Raw genomic sequence first — 22,293 nt, 5'->3', positions numbered from 1 at the left:
TTTCGGGGATGGCTGATCACCCCCCGTTCCCGGGGCCGTGCCGCATGAACGGCGTATGTCGGGCCGTGCCCCGTCTTGGGCCGGAGGCGGGACCGGAGAGAGGATGAGGGGACCCACCAGCAGTGACAGCGGGAGGAATCGCGTGAGCGAGACGGACACGGCCAGGAGCGTCACCGGCGAGGACGAGGTCGTGGACCTCTGCCGCGAGCTGATCCGGTTCGACACCAGCAACTACGGCGACCACTCGGGCCCCGGCGAGCGGGCGTCCGCCGAGTGGGTCGCCGAGAAGCTGGCCGAGGTCGGGCTGGAGCCGAAGATCTACGAGTCGCACCCGGGCCGCGCCTCCACGGTCGCCCGTATCGAGGGCGAGGACCCGTCGCGGCCGGCGCTGCTGATCCACGGCCACCTCGACGTCGTACCGGCCAACGCCGACGACTGGACCCGTCACCCGTTCTCGGGCGAGGTCGCCGACGGCTGCGTGTGGGGGCGCGGGGCCGTCGACATGAAGGACATGGACGCCATGACCCTGGCGGTCGTCCGGGACCGGCTCAGGAGCGGGCGCCGGCCGCCGCGCGACATCGTCGTCGCGTTCCTCGCGGACGAGGAGGCGGGCGGTACGTACGGCGCCCGGTACCTCGTCGACCACCACCCCGAGCTGTTCGAGGGCGTCACCGAGGCCATCAGCGAGGTCGGCGGTTTCTCCTTCACCGTGAACGAGCAGCGCCGGCTCTATCTGATCCAGACCGCCGAGAAGGGCATGCACTGGATGAAGCTGACCGTGGCCGGCACCGCCGGGCACGGCTCGATGATCCACCGGGACAACGCCATCACCGAGCTGTCCGAGGCTGTGGCCCGGGTCGGCCGGCACAAATTCCCGGTACGGGTCACCAAGACCACCCGGGCCTTCCTCGACGAGCTGGGCGACGCGCTCGGCACCGAGCTGGACCCGGAGGACATGGAGGCCACCCTCGCCCGGCTCGGCGGCATCGCCAAGCTGATCGGCGCCACCCTCAGCAACACGGCCAACCCCACGCAGCTGAACGCCGGTTACAAGGTCAACGTCATCCCCGGCGAGGCCACCGCGCACATCGACGGACGGTTCCTGCCCGGCTACGAGGAGGAGTTCCTCGGCGACCTCGACCGGCTGCTCGGCCCGCACGTCCGGCGCGAGGACGTGCACGCCGACAAGGCCGTCGAGACCGGCTTCGACGGCGCGCTGGTGGAGGCCATGCAGTCGTCGCTGCTCGCCGAGGACCCCACCGCCAAGGCCATCCCCTACATGCTCTCCGGCGGCACCGACGCCAAGTCCTTCGACGACCTCGGCATCCGCGGCTTCGGCTTCGCCCCGCTGAAGCTGCCGCCGGAGCTGGACTTCGCCGGCATGTTCCACGGTGTGGACGAGCGGGTGCCGGTGGACGGCCTGCAGTTCGGCGTGCGGGTGCTGGACCGGTTCATCGACGCGTCGTGATGCCCTGCCCTGGAGTAATCGGGCGCGCGTACGACACCGACTGAGAAGGGTGAATGCGACCATAAGCTCGTAGCTCCATTACTCCCTCCTCGTTACAAGTGACGTGATCCCAGCAGCTTGGGACCACATTGCCAATGAGGAGGAAGTAATGATCAAGAAGGTCGTCGCTGCTGCGGCTGCCACCGGTGGGCTGGTTCTCGCGGGCGCGGGCCTGGCTGTCGCCGACTCCGGTGCTCAGGGTGCCGCCGTGCACTCCCCGGGAGTCGTCTCCGGCAACGTCGTTCAGGCGCCCATCCACGTCCCGGTGAACGTGTGCGGCAACACGATCAACGTGATCGGGCTCCTGAACCCCGCCTTCGGCAACACCTGCCTCAACAAGTGACGCAGGCTCCCTGAAGGGGCGTGCGCGACAAGCCGTCGGCCCCGGAGTGCGCTCCATGCGCTCCGGGGCCGACTGGCCTTCTCGTTCGAAAATGAAGCGAAGGCAGGGGGGAATCAGCATGCGACAAGGTACGCGCAAAAGCCTGATGACAATGGCCGCCGCGACCGGGGTGATCGCCGCCGCGAGCGGCTACGCCCACGCGGACGCCGGCGCCACGGGCGCCGCGATCGGCTCGCCGGGCGTACTGTCCGGCAACACCGTGCAGGTGCCGGTGCACGCACCGGTGAACGTGTGCGGCAACACCGTGAACGTGGTCGGACTGCTCAACCCGTCCGCGGGCAACTCGTGCGCCAACCGCGGCGGTGCGTCCGGGAGCCACGGCGGCTCGGGCGGCTCCGGCGGTTCGGGGGGCTCGCACGCGGGCGGCCACACCGGCGGCTCGCCCGGTGTCGGCTCCGGCAACACCGTGCAGGTGCCGGTCGACGCCCCGGTGAACGTCTGCGGAAACAGCGTGAACGTCATCGGCGTGGGTAACACCGCCACGGGCAACGACTGTGCCAACGGCGGCGGTCACCAGACCCAACCGCCCGGGGGCGGAAACGGCAACCCGCCGGGCCATCCGGGGCACCCCGGTCACCCGGGCCATCCCGGTCACCCGGGTCACCCCGGTCACCCCGGTCACCCGGGTAAGCCGACTCATCCGGGAGGTCCGACGACCCCGCCCGGTCAGGGGGGCCACACGCCTCACGGGCCCCAGGGGGCGCAGCAGGCGCACGAGCCGCACGGGGCCTCGCAGGCCCGGGCGCAGGGCGACCGCGGCGAACGGCTCCCCACCACCGGTGAGCTGGCGCACACCGGCAGTGACGTGCCGCTCGGCCTCACGCTGCCGGCCGGTGCGGGCGCGCTCCTCGCGGGCGTGGTGCTGTACCGCAAGGCACGCGCCTCCGCCTAGCGGTCGGCGCGGCCCTGCAACGGTCAACACCGATTGAACACAGGGGCGTACGGCACTGTGGGCCGTACGGCGCGGGAAACGGAGCGGGTCCTGCCATGCCGGCCGGGCCCGCTCCGTTCATGTGTCCGGCCTCACCACGTGGCGCGCACCTGGCGGATGATCCGCCGGCGCAACCGCACCTTGCGGCTGCCGTCGCGCATCAGGCTCAGTCGGTCCAACTCCCAGTGTCCGTACTCGGCATGGTCCGTCAGCAGACGTGTGGCTTCCTTGCGGGAGACCCCGCGAGGTACGTACACGTCGACAAATTCGTATTCCGGCATCGCATCTATTGTGCGGGCTGGGGCCCGGTACGGATAGCGTCTGCACTATGTCTGATGCTGCGCAGCCCACCGCTGCCGAGGTACGTGCCGCCGCCGAGGCGGTCAAGACCGCGCTCGACCGTCATCTGGCGGCGGTCGAACGCAGGTCGGGGGAGGACGACCCGGCCGTCTCCGAGGCGTTCAACCAGCTCGCCGCGGCCGCCGAGGTGTACGACGAGCTGCTCTACGACCGCTACGACGAGGTCACACCCTTTGAGATCCCCGGTGCGGAGGAGCTGCCGCCGTACGCGGGCCCCGAGGAACCCAACGCGATCAGCGTGCTGATCCGCCGCGACTACGCCGTCGCGGAACCCCAGCGGCTGCTCGCGCAGGCCCAGCGGGTCGAGGCGGCGGAGTACGACGAGTCCGGCGGCCCGGCAGACGGCGCCGCCGGCACGGTCCCCGGCGCACTGGGCGTCCTCTTCGGCGAGTTCGAACCGGACGAGATCGCCTCCCGGCACAAGGAGTTCGGCCTGGAGGAGGGCGACTCCACGCTCTGGGTCACCGCGGCGGACGAGCCCGCGGAACCCGGCGAGTGGCTGGAGACGCCGTTCGAGCACATCGACCCGCAAGGGGTGGTGTGCCGGTTCGACGTGAGCGCGGTGTTCGACGACGAGGACGGCGACGACGAGGATCTCGAGTTCGTCGACGACACGGACGCGGACGACGACACGGACGCGGCGGCAGACGACGAGGTCGAGGGCGTCAGACGATGACGTCCGCCGGTGGTGCCGGGCAGGCCTGAGCCGCCGCGGCACCACCGGGATCTGCCGAGGTCAGCCGGCCGCCGACGGCACCTGCGCGCGCAGCAGCGTCTGCAGGCGGGTCGTGCGGGGTCTGGCCAGGGTCTGCGCGACCGCCTGCGGCAGGACCTGCTCCACCCCTTGGACCACGGACAGATGCCGCTCGGCGCGGCAGAACGCCGTGTACACCCACGGTCTGCTGAGCGTCTGCGCCGCGTCGCCGGGCAGCACCACGACCGCCGCCGGCCAGCGCGCCCCGACCGCCTGATGCGCGGTCAGCGCCCAGCCGTGCCGTACGGCACCCTCCACCCGCTCGCGCGGGACGATCACGGGGGTGCCCGTACAGGACAGGTGCAGTCCGTCGGCGTCGGCCTTCACCACCACGCCCGGCACCGTACGACCCGGGGCGGGGGTGTAGGCGATCCGGTCGCCGGGGTCGAAGCCGCCGAAGCGGCCCGGGCCGGGGTTGAGGCGCTCCTTCAGGGCGGCGTTGAGCGTGCGGGTGCCGGCCGCGCCGCCGTGGCCCGGGGTGATCACGACGGTCTGGTCGGCCGGGACGCCGATCGCCCGCGGCACCGAGTCCGCGACCAGCTGGACCGTGCGGTGCACGGCCTCGCCCGCGTCCCGCACCGGGACGACGACGATCTCCTTGCCGGGGGCGTCGACCTGGTTCAGCTCACCGATGCCGATGCCGGAGACCAGCTCGCCGATCGGGCCGGGGTCGGGCACGCGGGAGGCGACCTGCGGGCAGGCACGGGCGGCCAGCAGGTCCGCGAAGACCCGGCCCGGACCGGCCGACCACAGCACCGCCGGGTCACCGCTGAGCACCAGCCGGGCCTCGTCCGGCAGCGACTCCACGAGCATCGCGGCGCTCTCCACGTCGAGCTGCGGGGCGTCGAGCACGATCAGCAGGTCCAGATCCAGGGCGCCGTCCGCGTCCCGGCCCGGGCCCTCGGTGCCGGACAGCAGCCCGGCCACCGTCCCCACACCGCGTTCCGCCGCGTCCCCGCTCGACCGCGGGCCCGCCGGCGCGGCCAGGCGACGGCGGCCGTCGGCCGTGTGGCAGACGGCGAAGGCCCGCAGGCCGGCGGCGCGGGCGGCGTCGAGCAGCGCGGCCGGTTCGGCACGGGCCGCCTCCCCGCCGGTGTGCAGCACCAGGCCGTGCCCGGCGACCGCGCGGGCCAGCTCGGCCGCACCGCCGCGGGCCGCGTCGGCCGCCGCGCGCCAGGCCTCCTCGGATTCCTTCGACAGGGAGTTGACGAGCCTCGCGAGGCCGTCGGCGAGGCTCTCCTCGGCCAGGGCGTAGCGCTCCAGGCCGACGAGGACACGGACCGGCCGTTCCTCTTCCTCGCCCTCGTCGTCACCCTCGTGCGCCCCTCGGGGGGCCGTGCCGGTGGTGTCCTCCAGGGCGTCCTGGAAGGCCAGGGCCTCGGCCTCGGCGAGTGTGCTCTGCACCGCCGCGTCCGGGTCGGGCACGCCCTGCCGGCCCAGCGCCGTGCTGAGCGTGGCCAGCTCCAGCGCGGTGTGTCCGGCGAGGGCGGCCTGCTCCAGCAGCCAGACGGTCACCGCGCGGCCCCGCCGCTCGTCGTCGGGTCCGCAGGCGGTGCCGAGCAGGGCCCGGGCGAAGCCGTCGGCCTGCTCCGGCCGGACGCCGCCGATCCGAAGCAGCTGCCAGGGATCCTCGCGCAGTGCGGTGTCCGCGCCCTCGCCGAGCGCCGCCGCGACCTGGGGCGCCAGGGCCTCGGGGGCCCCGCCCTCGGCCAGCACCCGGCGGACGGCCTCGACGGCCTCCGCCGCGGGGGCGCCGGGCGCGACGGCCGGGGCCGGTGCGGGCTGCGGCCGGTGCACCGGCTCCGGGGCCGGGCGGCGGGGGGCCGGTGCGGGCTCGGTGAACACCGTGGCCGAGGGCTTCGCGCCGCCCTCCACCGCCCGGACCGCGGCGAGCAGGTCGGCCGCCGTGCCGCTGAGCTTGGCGCCGCTCTCGATCGGGCCCGCCTTCTCGGCCTTGCGCCGCGCGATCCGCTCCCGCTCGACGCGCTGAGCGGCCAACTCGGCCGTCGCCTCGGACACCTGGGCCCCGGCCCCGCCACCACCGCCGGCCCCGCCCGGGCCGCTCTCGCCCTCGGCGACGACGGCGCTCCCACCGTCCTCGGTCTCAGTCTCGGTCTCGGCCCCGGCCTCGCTCGCGCCGTCGCCCCCGTCCTCGCCCTCGGCCTCCTTCACGCCGTCCTGCGCACGGCTCTCCGTGGGCGCGGGTCCGGCGCCCGGGGCCTCGGGGGTGTCCGGTGTCCCCGGCCCGGCTTTCTCCGTGGTCTCCGGCTCCGTGCTCACAGCGTGCTCCAGTCGTGATCGGGATAGCGGTGCAGGGGCGCCGACACATCGTCCAGCGCCCGGCAGATCTCGTCAGGAAGACTAAGCGCCTCCACTGACAATGCGGCCGTGAGCTGCTGCGCGTTGCGCGCGCCGACGATCGGGGCGGCCACGCCGGGCCGGTCCCGGACCCAGGCCAGGGCCACCTGGAGCGGGGTGACGGCGAGGCCGTCGGCGGCCGTCGTGACCGCGTCCACGATGTGCCTCGCCGTGTCGTCCAGGTACGGCTCGACGAAGGGCGCCAGATGCTCGGAAGCGCCGCGCGAGTCCGGGGGAGTGGTCTGCCGGTACTTTCCGGTCAGCACGCCCCGGCCGAGCGGGGAGGAGGGCAGCAGGCCCACGCCGAGGTCGAGTGCTGCGGGCAGCACCTCGCGCTCGACGCCTCGCTGGAGCAGCGAGTACTCCATCTGCGTGCTGGCCAGGCGGGTCCGGGTGCCCGGCGCCGCGAGCTGCCAGGTGGCGGCCTTGGCGAGCTGCCAGCCGCAGAAGTTGGAGACGCCGGCGTAGCGGGCACGGCCGCTGCTCACCGCTATGTCGAGGGCCTGGAGCGTCTCCTCCAGAGGGGTGCCGGGGTCGTAGGCGTGCACGTGCCACAGGTCGACGTAGTCCGTGCCGAGGCGGGCCAGGGAGCCGTCGAGGGCGGCGAGCAGATGGCCGCGGGAGCCGTCGAAGCGGCGGTCGGGATCGGGGACGCTGCCCGCTTTAGTGGAGATCACCAGGTCCCGGCGCGGCACCAGACCCTCCATCAGCTGTCCGAGCAGATACTCCGACTCCCCGTCGCCGTACACGTCCGCGGTGTCGACGAGGGTGCCGCCGGCTTCCCAGAACGTCTTCAGCAAGTCCGCGGCGTCGTGCTGGTCGGTGTCCCGGCCCCAGGTGAGGGTGCCGAGTCCGATCCGGGACACGCGCAGGCCGGTACGGCCGAGATGCCTCTGCTCCATGACCGCGAGATTACTGGCCAGAACCCATGCGGTGGGTGGCCTGTGGATAACTCGGCGGTCGGGCGCCGGACATACCCCGGGAACGGTGATCCCGGCCCCTATCCTGGTCACGCCCTGCCTCGGACCCCCGCCCCCGCGCTATGGTCGCCCCCACAGGGACGTTACTCACGGGTAAGGGGAATGGGCCATGCAACTCGGGATCAACCTCGGCTACTGGGGTGCCGGGATGGACGGGGACAATCTGGCCGTGGCCCAGGAGGCCGACCGGCTGGGGTACGCCGTGTGCTGGGCCGCCGAGGCGTACGGGTCCGACGCGGCCACGGTGCTCAGCTGGGTCGCCGCGCAGACCGAGCGCATCGACGTCGGCTCCGCCATCTTCCAGATCCCGGCCCGGCAGCCCGCGATGACCGCGATGACCGCCGCGACGCTCGACTCGCTCTCCGGTGGGCGCTTCCGGCTCGGTCTCGGCGTCTCCGGTCCGCAGGTCTCCGAGGGCTGGTACGGCGTCACGTTCGACAAGCCGCTGGCACGCACGCGTGAGTACGTCGAGATCGTGCGCAAGGCGATGACCCGGGAGCGGCTGACGTACGAGGGCGAGCACTGGACGCTGCCGCTGCCCGGCGGCCCGGGCAAGCCGATCAGGCTGACCGTGCACCCGCAGCGCGAGCACATCCCGCTGTACATCGCCGCGATCGGCCCGAAGAACCTGGAGCAGACCGGCGAGATCGCCGACGGCGCCCTGCTGATCTTCCCCTCCGCCGAGCACCTGGAGGAGACCACGATCACGCACCTGCGCGCGGGGCGCGAGAAGGCCGGCAAGACCCTCGACGGGTTCGACGTCTGCCCGACCCTGCCGCTGGCCGTCGGCGACGACAAGGACGTGGCCCGGCTCGCCGACACCTTCCGGCCCTACACCGCGCTGTACGTGGGCGGCATGGGCAGCGCCAAGCAGAACTTCTACAACCAGCTCGCGCGGCGCATGGGATACGAGAAGGAGGCCGCCGAGATCCAGGAGAAGTACCTGTCCGGCGACAAGGCCGGTGCCGCGGCCGCCGTGCCGCACGACCTCATCGACAGGACGACGCTGCTGGGCTCCGTCGACCGGATCGCGGACCGGATGAAGGCCTACGCCGCGGCCGGGGTCACCACCCTCAGCCTCGCCCCGGCCGGCTTCACGCTGGACGAGCGGCTCGCCTCCCTGCGGGCCGGCAGCGAGGCGCTGGAGCGCGCCGGGCTCGCCTGACGGCCGCGGCCGAAGGGTTCAATAAAAGGTTTCTGCGGCCGTGGTGGGGGCTCGGGGGTCTTCCCCGCCACGGCCGTCACCGGGAACAACGCGCCGGGCGCCGCGTGGTTACGACCTCGGCGTTCCTTCTTTCGGACCAGTCGCCGGGCATCCGTGTTGCGGCTCCTCTCCGCCCGCATTTGACTCGTTTTTTGCGGAATATCGCAGATGGTGCGAAATCGTGCATCTTGCGGAGAGGTGACCTCGATGCTTTCGGCCAGGAGTCTGTTCCAGGAGATCCTCGACCACGACGAGTCCTTCCGGCTCTTCTGCTCCATCGCCGCGGGCGGGGAGTCCCAGGGCGGCTGGGAGAACGGGCGGATCGCCGCGCTCGTCCCGCACGGCGAACGCGCGCTCGCCCCGAAGATCGCCCGCCACGGCGCCGACGAGGACAAGCACGGCCGCATCTTCCGCGCCCTGATGAGGAAGCGCGGGCTCACCCCCGTCGCCGTACCTCCCGAGACCGACTACACGATGCTCCTGGAGCGGCGCGGCATCGGCCTCGCTCACGACAGACTGCGGCGCGAGGCGCCGCTGTCCGTGCGGGACATCGTCGTCTACCTCTCCCACAGCCGGGTCACCGAGCAGCGCGCCGCCGAGCAGATGACGATGCTCCGCCGGTACTTCGCCGACGATCCGGACGTCGGCAGGGCCGTACGCGTGATCTCCACCGACGAGGACAACCACCTCGCCTACACCCACGAGGAACTGCTGCGCCTCGCCGCCGCCGGACACGGCCGGCTGATCCAGCGCACCCTGCGCGCGTGCGCGCTCGCCGAGATCGCCGTCCACCGGGACGTCAGCCTCGCCGTCATGGCCCACATGGGGCGCATCCTCGGCTGGCCCCGGGCCAAGTCCGCGCTGCTCACCGCCGCCATCCACGCGCTGTACGGCTACGAGCGCCTCGCCGGCTGGCACCGGATGACCGCCCTGCGCATGCCCGAGCGCCGCGACGCCCTCGGCGGGCCCGCCGCCCCGGCCCACGAGTTCGCCTGAGCCGCGGCCGCGATCATCGTGGGCACCGCGGCCGTCGCCGCCCGCGCGGAGATCTTCCCGGGACGAGGTGTGCCGCGAGCCGCTGCGCTCCGGCTGGAAGACCTCCGTCTCCAACTCCTCCAGGTTCCGCTGGAGTTCCACGGCCACCCCGAAGGAGTCGCCGACGGAGAAGACGATCTCGCCGATCGTGACGTTCACAGGTTCACGGAACGCATTGTCCCCTCGTCCGCCCAGCGGCGCACGCGCTGATACGCCTACCCTGGGCCGCATGCCCACCCTGATCCTCGTAAGGCACGGACGGTCCACCGCCAACACCTCCGGTCTGCTCGCCGGATGGACGCCCGGCGTCGCCCTGGACGAGCGGGGCACCGCGCAGGCGGCCGCGCTGCCGGCCCGGCTCGCGGGCCTGCCGATCTCGGAGGTCGTCGCCAGCCCGCTCCAGCGCTGCCAGGAGACCGTGCGCCCGCTGCTGGAGGCCCGCCCGGAACTGCGCGTCCACAGCGACGAACGGATCGGGGAGTGCCACTACGGCGACTGGTCCGGCCGCAAGCTCGCCGAGCTGAAGGACGAGCCGCTGATGGAGGTCGTCCAGGCCCACCCGTCGGCCGCCGCCTTCCCGGGCGGCGAGTCCCTGCGGGCCATGCAGACCCGCGCCGCCGAGGCCGTACGCGAGTGGAACGCGCGCGTGGAGCGCGACCACGGCGCCGACGCCGTCTATCTCATGTGCTCGCACGGCGACATCATCAAGTCCTTGGTCGCCGACGCCCTCGGCCTCCATCTCGACCTCTTCCAGCGGATCTCCGTGGAGCCCTGTTCCGTCACCGCGATCCGCTTCACCCGCCTGCGGCCGTTCCTGATCCGGCTCGGCGACACCGGGGATTTCGCCTCTCTCGCCCCGCGCGAACAACCGGGCGCCGAACCGGACGAGGGCACCGGCGAGGGCGACGCACCGGTCGGGGGTGGTGCGGGCGCACCGTGATCGTCGGCCGCAGTAGGGTGAAGCGATCCACCGCACTCGGATCCACCGCAGTCGCGTGACCCGCGTGGCCAGCACCGCCGAAGCTCTCGAATCCAATGGAGATCAGGACGTGTCCCGTCAGGTGTTCCTCTACGACCCGCCGGACCGCTTCGTCGCCGGCACGGTCGGACTGCCCGGACGCCGTACGTTCTTCCTCCAGGCCGCCGCAGGCTCCCGGGTGACCAGCGTGGCGCTGGAGAAGACGCAGGTGGCCGCGCTCGCCGAGCGCATGGACGAACTGCTCGACGAGGTCGTGCGGCGCAGCGGGGGCAGCGCTGCCGTCCCCGCCATGGCGCCCACCGAGATCGCCGACACCGCCCCGCTGGAGACCCCCGTCGACGAGGAGTTCCGCGTCGGCACCATGGCGCTGGCCTGGGACGGCGAGGAACAGCGCATGATCGTCGAGGCGCAGGCCCTCGTCGAGCTGGACGCCGACACCGACGAGGACCTCGCCGAGGCCGAGGAACGACTGCTCCAGGACGAGGAGAACGGGCCCCCGATGCTGCGGGTCCGGCTGACCGGCGCGCAGGCCAGGGCCTTCGCCAAGCGCGCCCTCGACGTCGTCAACGCCGGGCGGCCGCCGTGCCCGCTGTGCAGCCTCCCGCTCGATCCGGAAGGACACGTATGTCCGCGCCAGAACGGATACCGCCGCGGAGCGTGACCTCCGTCGACACGACCGCCGACGCGGCCGCCGCCGAGCTGCTCGCGCGCGGTGAGCTGACCGTACGCGGTCGCATCCGCGAGGCGTCGAACGCCGCACTGTTCTGCACGGTCGCGTACGACGGCCTGGAAGCCTCCTGCATCTACAAGCCCGTGGCCGGGGAGCGCCCCCTGTGGGACTTCCCCGACGGCACCCTGGCCGGCCGCGAGGTGGCCTCCTACGCGGTCTCCGAGGCCACCGGCTGGGGCCTCGTCCCGCCGACCGTGCTGCGCGAGGGGCCGTACGGCGAGGGCATGTGCCAGCTGTGGATCGACGTGCGGGCCGAGGCCGAGCTGCTCGCCCTGGTGGACGCCGAGGAGCCGGAGCCGGGCTGGAAGGCGATCGGTCTCGCCGAGGTCGGCGAGGGCCGCACCGCGCTGCTCGTGCACGCCGACGACGAGCGGCTGCGCAGGCTCGCCGTCCTCGACGCCGTGATCAACAACGCGGACCGCAAGGGCGGCCATCTGCTGCCCACCGCCGAGGGCAGGCTCTACGGCATCGACCACGGCGTCACCTTCAACGTCGAGAACAAGCTCCGCACCCTGCTGTGGGGCTGGGCCGGGGAGCCGCTGACCGCCGAGGCCGTCGAGGTCCTGGGCGGCCTGCGGGAGGGCCTGGGCGGGCCGTTGGGCGAGCGGCTCGCCCAACTGATCACCCCGGCCGAGATCGACGCCACACGCGCGCGTACCGAGGAACTGCTCTCCTCGGGTGTGCATCCGGAGCCGGGCGGTCAGTGGCCGGCGATCCCGTGGCCGCCCGTGTGAGCACAGCGGCGGCAGACGCACAAGACCGTCTAACAGGCCATCCGACCCGATCCCGTTCGTATACGCGGCTCGTGGCCGGTTAGGCTCATGTACATGCATGCCTGGCCCGCTTCCGAGGTCCCCGCCCTGCCTGGTCAGGGCCGCGACCTGAGGATCCACGACACCGCGACCGGCGGTCCGGTCACCCTCGACCCCGGTCCCGTCGCCCGTATCTACGTCTGCGGCATCACCCCGTACGACGCGACCCACATGGGTCACGCGGCGACCTACAACGCGTTCGACCTCGTTCAGCGCGTGTGGCTCGACACCAAGCGGCAGGTCCACTACGTCCAGAACGTCACCGACGTCGACGATCCGCTGCTGGAGCGCGCGGAGCGGGACAACCTCGACTGGGTCGCCCTCGCCGAGAAGGAGACGGCCCTCTTCCGCGAGGACATGACCGCGCTGCGGATGCTCCCGCCCCAGCACTACATAGGCGCCGTCGAGGCGATACCCGGCATCGTCCCGCTCGTGGAGCGGCTGCGCGAGCTCGGCGCGGCCTACGACCTGGACGGCGACATCTACTTCTCCGTCGAGTCCGACCCGAACTTCGGCAAGGTCTCGAACCTCGACGCGGCCGCGATGCGGCTGCTGTCCGCCGAGCGCGGCGGTGACCCGGAGCGCCCGGGCAAGAAGAACCCGCTCGACCCGATGCTGTGGATGGCGGCCCGTGAGGGCGAGCCCAGCTGGGACGGTGCCTCCCTCGGCCGGGGCAGGCCCGGCTGGCACATCGAGTGCGTGGCCATCGCCCTCGACCACCTCGGGATGGGCTTCGACGTCCAGGGCGGCGGCTCCGACCTGGCCTTCCCGCACCACGAGATGGGCGCCTCGCACGCCCAGGTGCTCACCGGCGAGTTCCCGATGGCCAAGGCGTACGTCCACGCCGGCATGGTCGCCCTGCACGGCGAGAAGATGTCGAAGTCCAAGGGCAACCTGGTCTTCGTCTCGGCGCTGCGCCGCGAGGGCGTCGACCCGGCCGCGATCCGGCTGGCCCTGCTGGCCCACCACTACCGCGCCGACTGGGAGTGGACCGATCAGGTCCTGGCGGACGCCGTGGCCCGTCTGGGCCGCTGGCGCGCCGCCGTCTCCCGCCCCGACGGCCCCTCCGCCGACGCCCTGGTCGAGGAGATCCGCGAGGCTCTCGCCCACGATCTGGACGCACCGGCCGCGCTCGCCGCGGTGGACCGCTGGGCGGAGCGCCAGGAGCAGGAGGGCGGCACCGACACGGGTGCCCCCGGCCTGGTGACCCGGGCGGTGGACGCCCTGCTGGGCGTGGCGGTCTAGCACACGGAACGGAGAAGGGGCGGTACGCGCGCGCGTACCGCCCCTTCCGTCACTCCCGGGTCACTCCTCGGAGGCCTCGTCGTCGTCCGGGCCGCCGGAGGCGTCGGGCCTCGGCGGCAGGGGCGGCCGGGTCCGTCCGCTCGGGTTGTCCCGCAGCCACGGTCCGGTGTCCGTGCCGTCCGCCGTCGCGTGGCCGCCCGGCGGACCGACGTCCCGGCGCCGCAGGTACCGCTCGAACTCGCGGGCGATCGCCTCACCCGACGCCTCCGGCAGCTCGGCGGTGTCCCGGGCCTCCTCCAGCGTCTGCACGTACTCGGCGACCTCGCTGTCCTCCGCGGCCAGCTGGTCCACGCCCACCTGCCAGGCACGCGCGTCCTCGGGCAGCTCGCCCTGCGGGATGCGCAGGTCCAGCAGGTCCTCCAGCCGGTTGAGCAGCGCCAGCGTCGCCTTCGGGTTGGGCGGCTGGGAGACGTAGTGCGGTACGGCCGCCCACAGCGACACCGCCGGGACGCCCGCGTGCGTGCACGCCTCCTGGAGCACGCCGACGATGCCCGTCGGGCCCTCGTACTTGGTCTCCTCCAGGTCCATCCGCTGGGCCAGGTCCGCGTCGGACGTGACCCCGCTGACCGGCACCGGACGCGTGTGCGGGGTGTCACCGAGCAGGGCGCCCAGGATGACCACCAGCTCCACGCCCAGCTCGTGCGCGAAGCCCAGCAGCTCGTTGCAGAACGAGCGCCAGCGCATGGACGGTTCGATGCCGCGCACCAGCACGAGGTCGCGCGGCTTGTCGCCGCCGACGCGGACCACCGACAGCCTGGTCGTCGGCCAGGTGATCTTGCGCACCCCACCGTCCATGAAGACCGTGGGGCGGTTCACCTGGAAGTCGTAGTAGTCCTCGGCGTCCAGCGCCGCGAACACCTCGCCCTTGAACTCGCGTTCCAGATGCGCGACCGCCGTGGAGGCGGCGTCACCGGCATCGTTCCAGCCCTCGAACGCGGCCACCATGACTGGGTCGATCAGCTCGGGAACCCCCTCCAGCTCGATCACCCAGTGCCTCCTTCCGACGTGCCCTCGCCTGACTCACCAACCTTACGGCGTCCGGCGGGGGCTCCCGCAGCCCCCTTGCACGGGGGAGTGAACGGATCACTGCCCCGTGCACCAGTGCGGAACACCCTGACTCACAGAGTGGACCGCAGCCACTGCTCCACGCTCGCGATGTGCACCGTCGCCCAGGAGCGGGCCGCCTCCGCGTCGCGGTCGCGCAGCGCGGCCAGGATCGCCCGGTGCTCGCGCAGGGTGCGGCCGACCGCGTCCTCCTGGGTCAGGCCCCGCCAGATCCGCGCCCGCGTGGTCGGCCCCGACAGGCCGTCCAGCAGCGAGCAGAGCACCGAGTTGCCCGCGCCGCGCACGATGCCGCGATGGAACTCCAGATCGGCGGCGACCAGCTCCTCCACCGAGGGCTGCGCGCCCAGCGCCGCCAACTGGGCGGACAGCGCGTCCAGTTGCTGGTCGCTGATCCGGAAGGCCGCCATCGCCGTCGCGGCCGGCTCCAGGATCCGGCGCACCGCCAGGAACTCCAGCACGGTGTCGTCGCGGTGGAAGTCCACGACGAAGCTCAGGGCCTCCAGCAGGAGTTGGGGGTCCAGGCTCGTGACGTACGTGCCGTCGCCCTGGCGCACGTCCAGGATCCGGATCAGCGACAGGGCCCGTACGGCCTCCCGCAGCGAGTTGCGGGACAGGCCGAGCTCGGCGGCCAGTTCGCTCTCCTTGGGCAGCCGGTCGCCGGGGCGCAGCGCACCCGAGACGATCATGTCCTTGATCTTCTCGATCGCCTCGTCGGTGACTGCCATGACCGGCCTCCTGTCGCCCGCCCCATGCGCGCATGCGCCCAGACATCGGATGTCTCAGCACATTATGCGGGCCCTTCCCCGGACCGTTCGGGCAAGCGCGCGAAGGCGCACGGCACGCCCGCCGCGCCCATGGGAAAGGGGCGGTCCCACCGCGGTGGGACCGCCCCTTCGCCGCACTCGGTTACTTCTTGTCGAGCAGGTCCTGGACCTTGCCGCGGACCTCGTCCGTGGCAAGACCGCGGATCGTCAGCGTCGTACGGCGGCGCAGCACGTCGTCCGGCGTCTCGGCCCACTCGTGGTCGCGAGCCCAGACGACCTGCGCCCAGATCTCCGGGGCGTCCGGGTGGACGCGCTCGGCCAGCTCCGGGTTCTCGTTCGCCAGCCGGGCGATGTCGAAGGCCAGGGAGCCGTAGTGGGTGGCCAGGTGCTTCGCCGTGTCGGCCGCCATGCGCGGGCCGGGCGCCGGGTGGTCGACCAGCAGGCGGTGCGCGACGGCGCGCGGGTTGGCGACGCCCGGCAGCGGGAGCTTCTTCGGCAGCGAGGAGATCGGCTCGAAGTCGTCGCCGAGCGGGTGACCGGGCAGCGCCTCCAGCTTCTGCATGACCGTACGGCCGATGTGGCGGAAGGTGGTCCACTTGCCGCCCGCGACGGACAGCATGCCGCCCTTGCCCTCGGTCACCACGGTCTCGCGCTTGGCCTTGGCGGTGTCGCCGGGGCCGCCCGGCAGCACGCGCAGACCGGCGAACGCGTAGGTGATGAGGTCGCGCCGCAGCTGCTGGTCCCGGACGGAGAACGCGGCCTCGTCCAGGATCTGGGCTATGTCCTTCTCGGTGACGGAGACGTCCGCCGGGTCGCCCTCGAACTCCTCGTCGGTCGTGCCGAGCAGCAGCATGTCCTCCCAGGGGAGGGCGAAGGTGATGCGGTACTTGTCGATGGGGGTCGCGAGCGCGGCCTTCCAGGGGGAGGTGCGCTTGAGGACCAGGTGCGCGCCCTTCGACAGGCGGATGGACGGGGCCGCGTTCGGGTCCTCCATCTTCCGCAGGTGGTCGACCCAGGGACCGGTCGCGTTCAGCACCAGGCGGGCGCTCACGCCGAACTCCTCGCCGGAGACACGGTCCTTGAGCTCGGCGCCGGTGACCCGGCCCTGGGTGAAGCGCAGGCCGGTGACCTCGGCGTGGTTGAGGACGGCCGCGCCCGCCTCGACGGCCGCGCGGACCGTCATCAGCGCCATGCGCGCGTCGTTCATCTGGTCGTCGCCGTAGACGGCCACGGCTTTGAGGTTCTCGGTGCGCAGCTCCGGCACGTCCTGCGCCGCCTTGGCGGGGGAGAGCAGGTGGCCGACGCCGTCACCGAACGCGGAGAGCGCGGAGTAGGCGAAGACGCCCGCGCCGAGCTTCGCCGCGCCGTGCGGCCCGCCCTTGTACACGGGGAGGTAGAAGGTGAGCGGGTTCGCCAGGTGGGGGGCCACCTGGCGGGAGACCGCACGGCGCTCGAAGTGGTTCTCCGCCACCAGCTTCACCGCACCGGTCTGCAGGTAGCGCAGACCGCCGTGGAGCAGCTTGGAGGAGGCGGAGGAGGTGGCACCGGCGAAGTCGCCGGAGTCGACCAGCGCCACCCTGAGTCCGGACTGCGCGGCGTGCCAGGCGGTGGAGATGCCCAGGATGCCGCCGCCGATCACAAGAAGGTCGTACGACGCCTTGGAGAGCTGCTCCCTGGTCTCGGCGCGGCTCGGGTTGGAGCCGGAGGCCGGGTGCGTCCCCAGGGCAGGCACGGACAGGGTGGACTGACTGGTCATGTCGGGTACTTACTCCTCGTCAGAGCCGAACTGTGGGGCAGCTCAGCTCTCGTCCTCGATCCAGCCCATGGTCCGGTCGACGGCCTTGAGCCAGTTCTTGTACTCACGGTCGCGGGTCTCCGCGTCCATGCGGGGGGTCCATTCGGCGGCCCGGCGCCAGTTGGCGCGCAGTTCGTCGGTGCTGGACCAGAAGCCGACGGCCAGGCCGGCGGCGTAGGCGGCGCCGAGGCAGGTGGTCTCCGCGACCATCGGGCGCACCACGGGCGCGTCCAGGACGTCGGAGAGCGTCTGCATCAGCAGGTTGTTGGCGGTCATGCCACCGTCGACCTTGAGGGCCACCAGCTCGTCGCCGGAGTCCTTGACCATGGCGTCGGCGATCTCCCGGGTCTGCCAGGCGGTGGCCTCCAGGACGGCGCGCGCGAGGTGCGCCTTGGTGACGTACCGGGTCAGACCGGCGATCACACCGCGGGCGTCGGAACGCCAGTGCGGGGCGAACAGGCCCGAGAAGGCCGGCACGAAGTAGGCACCGCCGTTGTCCTCGACCGAGAGCGCGAGCGTCTCGATCTCGGCGGCGGTGGAGACGAGGCCCATCTGGTCGCGCATCCACTGCACCAGCGAGCCGGTGACGGCGATCGAGCCCTCCAGGGCGTAGACCGTCGGCTGGTCGCCGATCTTGTAGCCGACGGTGGTCAGCAGGCCGGCGTAGGAGTTGATGATCTTGTCACCGGTGTTCATCACCATGAAGGTGCCGGTGCCGTAGGTCGACTTGGTCTCGCCCTCGGCGAAGCAGGTCTGGCCGAACAGGGCCGCCTGCTGGTCGCCGAGCGCGGAGGCGACCGGGATGCCGCCGAGCAGGTCGCCGAGCCTGCCGCCGGTGACCTCGCCGTATACCTCGGCGGAGGAGCGGATCTCGGGCAGGATCTGCAGCGGCACGCCGATGGACTCGGCGATCTTGTCGTCCCACTCCATCGTGTGCAGGTTCATGAGGAGGGTGCGGGAGGCGTTGGTCACGTCGGTGACGTGCTTGCCGCCGTCGACACCGCCGGTCAGGTTCCAGATGACCCAGGTGTCCATGGTGCCGAAGAGGATGTCGCCGGCCTCGGCGCGCTCCTTGAGGCCCTCGACGTTGTCGAGCAGCCAGCGGGCCTTGGGCCCGGCGAAGTAGGAGGCCAGCGGCAGGCCGGTCTCGCGGCGGAAGCGGTCCTGGCCGACGTTGCGGCCCAGCTCCCGGCACAGGGCGTCGGTGCGGGTGTCCTGCCAGACGATGGCGTTGTAGACGGGCTCACCGGTGTTCTTGTCCCACAGCACGGTGGTCTCGCGCTGGTTGGTGATGCCGATGGCCTTGATGTCGTCCCGGGTGATGCCGGCCTTGGCGATGGCACCGGCGACGACTTCCTGGACGTTGGTCCAGATCTCGTTGGCGTTGTGCTCGACCCAGCCCGGCTTCGGGAAGATCTGCTCGTGCTCCTTCTGGTCGACGGAGACGATACGGCCGTCCCGGTCGAAGACGATGCAGCGGCTGGAGGTGGTGCCCTGGTCGATCGCGGCGATGAAGGGGCCTGCGGTGTGGGCGTCGGTCACTGTGTGCTCCTGAAAGATCCGTGGTGAGGGGGCTGTCCGTGGGGCGCGTGCCGGAAGACGGCGGGCTTCTTAAGCGAAGGCGACGTTGTAGATTCCGGCACCGATGGCGGCGCCGATCAGCGGACCGACCACCGGGATCCAGGCGTAGCTCCAGTCGGAACCACCCTTGTTGGGCAGCGGCAGCAGAGCGTGCACGATGCGCGGGCCGAGGTCACGGGCCGGGTTGATGGCGTAGCCCGTCGGGCCGCCCAGGGACAGACCGATCGACACCACCACGAGCGCGGTGACGAGGCCGCCGAGGACGCCGAGGCCGTTGCCCTTGTCGTTCAGGCCCTGGGTGAGGACCGCGAGGATGAGCACGACGGTGCCGATGATCTCCGTGGCGAGGTTCTGCGCCACGTTCCGGATCTCCGGACCGGTGGAGAAGATGCCGAGGACCGGGCCGGCACCCGTCTCCTGCGCCTCGACCGCCTTGGCGTCCGTGGCCTGTGCGCCCGGACCGCCGACGATCTCCTTGTCGGTCAGGTGCGCGTGGAACTGGCCGTAGTAGGCGACCCACACCAGGGCGGCACCGATCATCGCGCCGAGCAGCTGCCCGGCGAGGTAGACCGGGACGTTGGTCCAGTCGCTGTTCTTGATCGCGAGGGCGATGGTCACGGCCGGGTTGAGGTGTGCACCGGAGAGGGGTCCGGAGATGTACACGGCCGTCAGGACGGCGAAGCCCCACCCGAAGGCGATGGCGAGCCAACCGGCGTTACGGGCCTTGGAGGCCTTCAGCGTGACGGCCGCGCAGACGCCGCCGCCGAGCAGGATGAGTATGGCGGTACCGATGGTCTCGCCGATGAAGATGTCGGAGCTGGACACCCGCGACTCCTTTGTCCTTCGTCCAGGGGACCGAACCCCGGGTCCCTCCGGGAGTTCGAGCTGCCCTCGGGGGTGAGAGCGATGCCGGCCCTTGGCGTTGTCACACTCTAGCGCGTATTGCCGGTAGGTGTTCGACAATGCCGACCGATGGACGGGAGTCTTGCTTCGGCGTCACGCATGCGTCAAGGGTTCTGTTATCGAAAACAGGATCGTTATTGATCGCTTCGGGTTATCGCTCATCGCGGACCTGACGTAGGCACTGACGTGGGATCTCAAAAGATCTAGCCCGATATGTCCACTTCAGGGTAGGGCGAGAACCGGAACGCCGCCCGGCGTCCCGGTCGCCCCCGGTGAGGGGGGAGGGGTGGTCAGAACCGGCCCGCGCCCAGGTCCCTGGAGACCGCGCGGGCGCAGTCGCGCACCGCCGCGATCAGCTCGGGCCGCAGCTCGCCGTCCCGGCACAGCCGCTCCACGGCGCCGGTGATGCCGACCGCGCCCACGGGCATCCGGCGCCGGTCGTGGATGGGCGCGGCGATGGACGCCACGCCCTCCCAGGTCTCTTCCACGTCGGCCGCGTACCCACGCGCACGCGTGATGTCGAGGAGGTGCTCGAAGGCGTCCCACTCGCACACCGTGCGGTCCGTGAAGGCCTTCCGCTCGGTCTCCAGCGCCTCGCTGTGCGCCACCGGGTCGTACGCCGAGAGCACCTTGCCCAGCGCGGTCGAGTGCAGCGGCTGCATGACGCCGATCTCCAGCACCTGCCGGCTGTCGTCCGGCCGGAAGACGTGGTGCACGATCAGTACGCCCTGCTGGTGCAGGACCCCCAGGTGCACGCTCTCCCCGCTGGAGCGGGCCAGGTCGTCGGTCCACACCAGGGCCCGGGCGCGCAGCTCGTGCACATCCAGATAGGTGGTGCCCAGGCGCAGCAGTTCCGCGCCCAGCTGATAGCGCCCAGAGGTGTCGTCCTGCTCCACGAACCCCTCCTGCTGGAGGGTGCGCAGGATGCCGTGGGCGGTTCCCTTGGCGAGGCCCAGTGACGAGGCGATGTCCGACAGGCCCAGTCTCCGCTCGCCGCCCGCGAGCAGCCGCAGCATCGCGGCCGCCCGTTCGAGCGACTGGATGTTCCGTGCCATCGCCGTCCTGCCTCCGTCCCCTTCGACCGCCGACGACGCGGGGCGCGCGTCGTGCCGGCGTCGACTGTCGTCACCCGTCGTGCACCGAGCATCGTCGCATGGTGTGCTACCCAGCGTTCGGCAATGCCGAACACTACCGGTCCATGTCGACCTCCCGCCAATGGTCGGTCGACACCTGTTACATCACACGTGGCCGGAGCGTGACGCGGGGGCCACCCGGTCCGCCTCGTGGACGCCGCTGCCCATCCAAGCCCACTCCCGGTTACTCTGACGCCGTGCTCTTCCCCGGCCCGAACCGGGGAAGCCGCATAGCCGACAGCCGTCGCACCTAGGGAGCCCCTTCATGGCCTCGTCGCCAACGTCCCCCCATGCCGACAGCCGGACCCGGGTGTCCGCGCTCCGAGAGGCGCTCGCCACGCGTGTGGTGGTCGCGGACGGAGCCATGGGCACGATGCTCCAGGCTCAGGACCCGACCCTGGACGACTTCCAGCAGCTCGAGGGCTGCAACGAGATCCTCAACCTCACGCGCCCCGACATCGTCCGCTCCGTCCACGAGGCGTACTTCGCCGTGGGCGTGGACTGCGTCGAGACCAACACCTTCGGCGCCAACCACTCCGCCCTCGGCGAGTACGACATCTCCGAGCGCGTCCACGAGCTGTCCGAGGCCGGCGCCCGCGTGGCCCGCGAGGTCGCCGACGCGTTCCAGGCGCAGGACGGCCGGCAGCGCTGGGTCCTCGGCTCCATGGGCCCCGGCACCAAGCTGCCCACCCTCGGCCACGCCCCGTACCGGACCCTGCGCGACGCCTACCAGCGCAACGCCGAGGGCCTGGTCGCGGGCGGCGCGGACGCGCTGCTGGTGGAGACCACCCAGGACCTGCTCCAGACCAAGGCCGCCGTCCTCGGTGCCCGCCGCGGACTGGAGGCCCTCGGGCTCGACCTGCCGGTGATCGTCTCGGTGACGGTCGAGACCACCGGCACCATGCTCCTCGGCTCCGAGATCGGCGCGGCCCTGACCGCCCTGGAGCCGCTCGGCATCGACATGATCGGCCTGAACTGCGCCACCGGCCCGGCCGAGATGAGCGAGCACCTGCGCTACCTCGCCCGCAACGCCCGCATCCCGCTCTCCTGCATGCCCAACGCGGGCCTGCCGGTCCTCACCAAGGACGGCGCCAGCTACCCGCTGTCCGCGCCCGAGCTGGCGGACGCGCAGGAGACGTTCGTGCGTGAGTACGGGCTGTCGCTGGTGGGCGGGTGCTGTGGTACGACGCCGGAGCATCTGCGGCAGGTGGTGGAGCGGGTGCGCGGGGTGACGCCGCCCGTGCGTGATCCGCGCCCGGAGCCGGGCGCGGCGTCCCTGTACCAGACGGTGCCGTTCCGGCAGGACACGTCGTACCTGGCGATCGGTGAGCGGACGAACGCGAACGGGTCGAAGAAGTTCCGGGAGGCGATGCTGGAGGGCCGCTGGGACGACTGTGTGGAGCTGGCGCGGGAGCAGATCCGTGAGGGTGCGCATCTGCTGGATCTGTGTGTGGACTATGTCGGCCGGGACGGTGTGGCCGACATGGAGGAGCTGGCCGGGCGGTTCGCGACGGCTTCGACGCTGCCGGTCGTGCTGGACTCCACCGAGGTCGACGTGATCCGGGCGGGTCTGGAGAAGCTGGGCGGCCGCGCGGTGATCAACTCGGTGAACTACGAGGACGGTGACGGTCCCGATTCGCGTTTCGCCCGGGTCACCCGGCTGGCGCGGGAGCACGGTGCGGCGTTGATCGCGT

The 22,293-nt window shown here is 72.0% G+C and carries 20 protein-coding genes; 11 read left to right on the top strand and 9 right to left on the bottom strand.

Annotation, left to right across the window (positions count from 1 at the left end):
• Window positions 1-142: 142 nt before the first annotated feature.
• The 3 genes from BIV23_RS19825 (at window position 143) to BIV23_RS19815 (ending at window position 2,802) form a co-directional block, all read left to right on the top strand.
• A complete protein-coding gene (locus BIV23_RS19825; RefSeq protein WP_071382238.1) occupies window positions 143-1,468 on the top strand; it encodes a M20/M25/M40 family metallo-hydrolase in 1,326 nt (441 codons plus the stop codon).
• Between the two features lie 148 nt (window positions 1,469-1,616).
• Window positions 1,617-1,850 carry a chaplin ChpH gene (chpH, locus tag BIV23_RS19820; protein WP_071375800.1) on the top strand — a complete coding sequence of 78 codons (234 nt, stop codon included), beginning with the start codon at window positions 1,617-1,619 and terminating at the stop codon, window positions 1,848-1,850.
• 118 nt (window positions 1,851-1,968) lie between these two features.
• A complete protein-coding gene (locus BIV23_RS19815; protein ID WP_071382237.1) occupies window positions 1,969-2,802 on the top strand; it encodes a chaplin in 834 nt (277 codons plus the stop codon).
• Window positions 2,803-2,933: 131 nt separating this feature from the next.
• Here the strand turns inward: BIV23_RS19815 and BIV23_RS19810 are convergent, their stop codons facing one another.
• Window positions 2,934-3,122, bottom strand: coding sequence for a DUF5703 family protein (locus BIV23_RS19810; RefSeq protein ID WP_067050609.1), 189 nt, complete (start codon window positions 3,120-3,122; stop codon window positions 2,934-2,936).
• Between the two features lie 47 nt (window positions 3,123-3,169).
• Between BIV23_RS19810 and BIV23_RS19805 the strand changes: the two genes are divergently transcribed.
• Complete coding sequence (locus tag BIV23_RS19805; protein ID WP_071382236.1) at window positions 3,170-3,877, top strand: hypothetical protein; 708 nt, start codon at window positions 3,170-3,172, stop codon at window positions 3,875-3,877.
• Window positions 3,878-3,937: 60 nt separating this feature from the next.
• Here the strand turns inward: BIV23_RS19805 and BIV23_RS19800 are convergent, their stop codons facing one another.
• Both BIV23_RS19800 and BIV23_RS19795 read right to left on the bottom strand, forming a co-directional pair.
• Window positions 3,938-6,235 (bottom strand): helix-hairpin-helix domain-containing protein, encoded by a 2,298-nt coding sequence (locus BIV23_RS19800; RefSeq protein ID WP_071382235.1) that lies wholly within the window; start codon window positions 6,233-6,235, stop codon window positions 3,938-3,940.
• Window positions 6,232-7,215, bottom strand: a complete 984-nt coding sequence (locus tag BIV23_RS19795; RefSeq protein ID WP_071382234.1) for an aldo/keto reductase — start codon at window positions 7,213-7,215, stop codon at window positions 6,232-6,234. Before BIV23_RS19795 ends, BIV23_RS19800 begins: the two co-directional genes overlap by 4 nt.
• Before the next feature lie 187 nt (window positions 7,216-7,402).
• On the opposite strand from BIV23_RS19795, the gene BIV23_RS19790 reads away from it, so the two are divergent.
• The 6 genes from BIV23_RS19790 (at window position 7,403) to mshC (ending at window position 13,298) form a co-directional block, all read left to right on the top strand.
• Window positions 7,403-8,458, top strand: coding sequence for an LLM class F420-dependent oxidoreductase (locus tag BIV23_RS19790; protein ID WP_071382233.1), 1,056 nt, complete (start codon window positions 7,403-7,405; stop codon window positions 8,456-8,458).
• A gap of 246 nt (window positions 8,459-8,704) precedes the next feature.
• Entirely contained in the window at window positions 8,705-9,493 is a 789-nt protein-coding gene (locus BIV23_RS19785) for a hypothetical protein (RefSeq protein WP_071382232.1), read from the top strand.
• Window positions 9,494-9,761: 268 nt separating this feature from the next.
• Window positions 9,762-10,472, top strand: a complete 711-nt coding sequence (locus tag BIV23_RS19775) for a histidine phosphatase family protein (protein ID WP_071382230.1) — start codon at window positions 9,762-9,764, stop codon at window positions 10,470-10,472.
• 109 nt (window positions 10,473-10,581) lie between these two features.
• On the top strand, window positions 10,582-11,172 hold the full coding sequence (locus BIV23_RS19770; RefSeq protein WP_071382229.1) for a DUF3090 domain-containing protein: 591 nt from the start codon (window positions 10,582-10,584) through the stop codon (window positions 11,170-11,172).
• Complete coding sequence (locus BIV23_RS19765) at window positions 11,136-11,975, top strand: SCO1664 family protein (protein ID WP_071382228.1); 840 nt, start codon at window positions 11,136-11,138, stop codon at window positions 11,973-11,975. Before BIV23_RS19770 ends, BIV23_RS19765 begins: the two co-directional genes overlap by 37 nt.
• Before the next feature lie 93 nt (window positions 11,976-12,068).
• Complete coding sequence (gene mshC, locus BIV23_RS19760) at window positions 12,069-13,298, top strand: cysteine--1-D-myo-inosityl 2-amino-2-deoxy-alpha-D-glucopyranoside ligase (RefSeq protein ID WP_071382340.1); 1,230 nt, start codon at window positions 12,069-12,071, stop codon at window positions 13,296-13,298.
• Window positions 13,299-13,358: 60 nt separating this feature from the next.
• On the opposite strand, the gene BIV23_RS19755 is transcribed toward mshC, so the two are convergent.
• The 6 genes from BIV23_RS19755 to BIV23_RS19730 form a co-directional block, all read right to left on the bottom strand.
• The gene (locus tag BIV23_RS19755; RefSeq protein ID WP_071382227.1) at window positions 13,359-14,345 is read right to left on the bottom strand and encodes a PAC2 family protein; all 987 of its coding nucleotides are present in this window, start codon (window positions 14,343-14,345) and stop codon (window positions 13,359-13,361) included.
• Window positions 14,346-14,476: 131 nt separating this feature from the next.
• On the bottom strand, window positions 14,477-15,148 hold the full coding sequence (locus tag BIV23_RS19750) for a FadR/GntR family transcriptional regulator (protein WP_071382226.1): 672 nt from the start codon (window positions 15,146-15,148) through the stop codon (window positions 14,477-14,479).
• 181 nt (window positions 15,149-15,329) lie between these two features.
• Entirely contained in the window at window positions 15,330-16,943 is a 1,614-nt protein-coding gene (locus BIV23_RS19745) for a glycerol-3-phosphate dehydrogenase/oxidase (RefSeq protein ID WP_071382225.1), read from the bottom strand.
• Window positions 16,944-16,985: 42 nt separating this feature from the next.
• Window positions 16,986-18,524: a glycerol kinase GlpK gene (gene glpK, locus BIV23_RS19740; RefSeq protein ID WP_071382224.1), complete on the bottom strand. Its 1,539-nt coding sequence runs from the start codon at window positions 18,522-18,524 to the stop codon at window positions 16,986-16,988.
• 69 nt (window positions 18,525-18,593) lie between these two features.
• Window positions 18,594-19,388: an MIP/aquaporin family protein gene (locus tag BIV23_RS19735; RefSeq protein ID WP_071382223.1), complete on the bottom strand. Its 795-nt coding sequence runs from the start codon at window positions 19,386-19,388 to the stop codon at window positions 18,594-18,596.
• Between the two features lie 368 nt (window positions 19,389-19,756).
• A complete protein-coding gene (locus tag BIV23_RS19730) occupies window positions 19,757-20,521 on the bottom strand; it encodes an IclR family transcriptional regulator (RefSeq protein ID WP_071375785.1) in 765 nt (254 codons plus the stop codon).
• 343 nt (window positions 20,522-20,864) lie between these two features.
• On the opposite strand from BIV23_RS19730, the gene BIV23_RS19725 reads away from it, so the two are divergent.
• On the top strand, window positions 20,865-22,293 hold a 1,429-nt coding region (locus BIV23_RS19725; protein ID WP_177239966.1), incomplete at its 3' end, for a homocysteine S-methyltransferase family protein.

It is taken from the genome of Streptomyces monashensis (assembly GCF_001866665.1).
GTDB classification, from domain to species: Bacteria; Actinomycetota; Actinomycetes; order Streptomycetales; family Streptomycetaceae; genus Streptomyces; species Streptomyces monashensis.
This window is presented reverse-complemented; position numbering and strand designations above follow the sequence as displayed.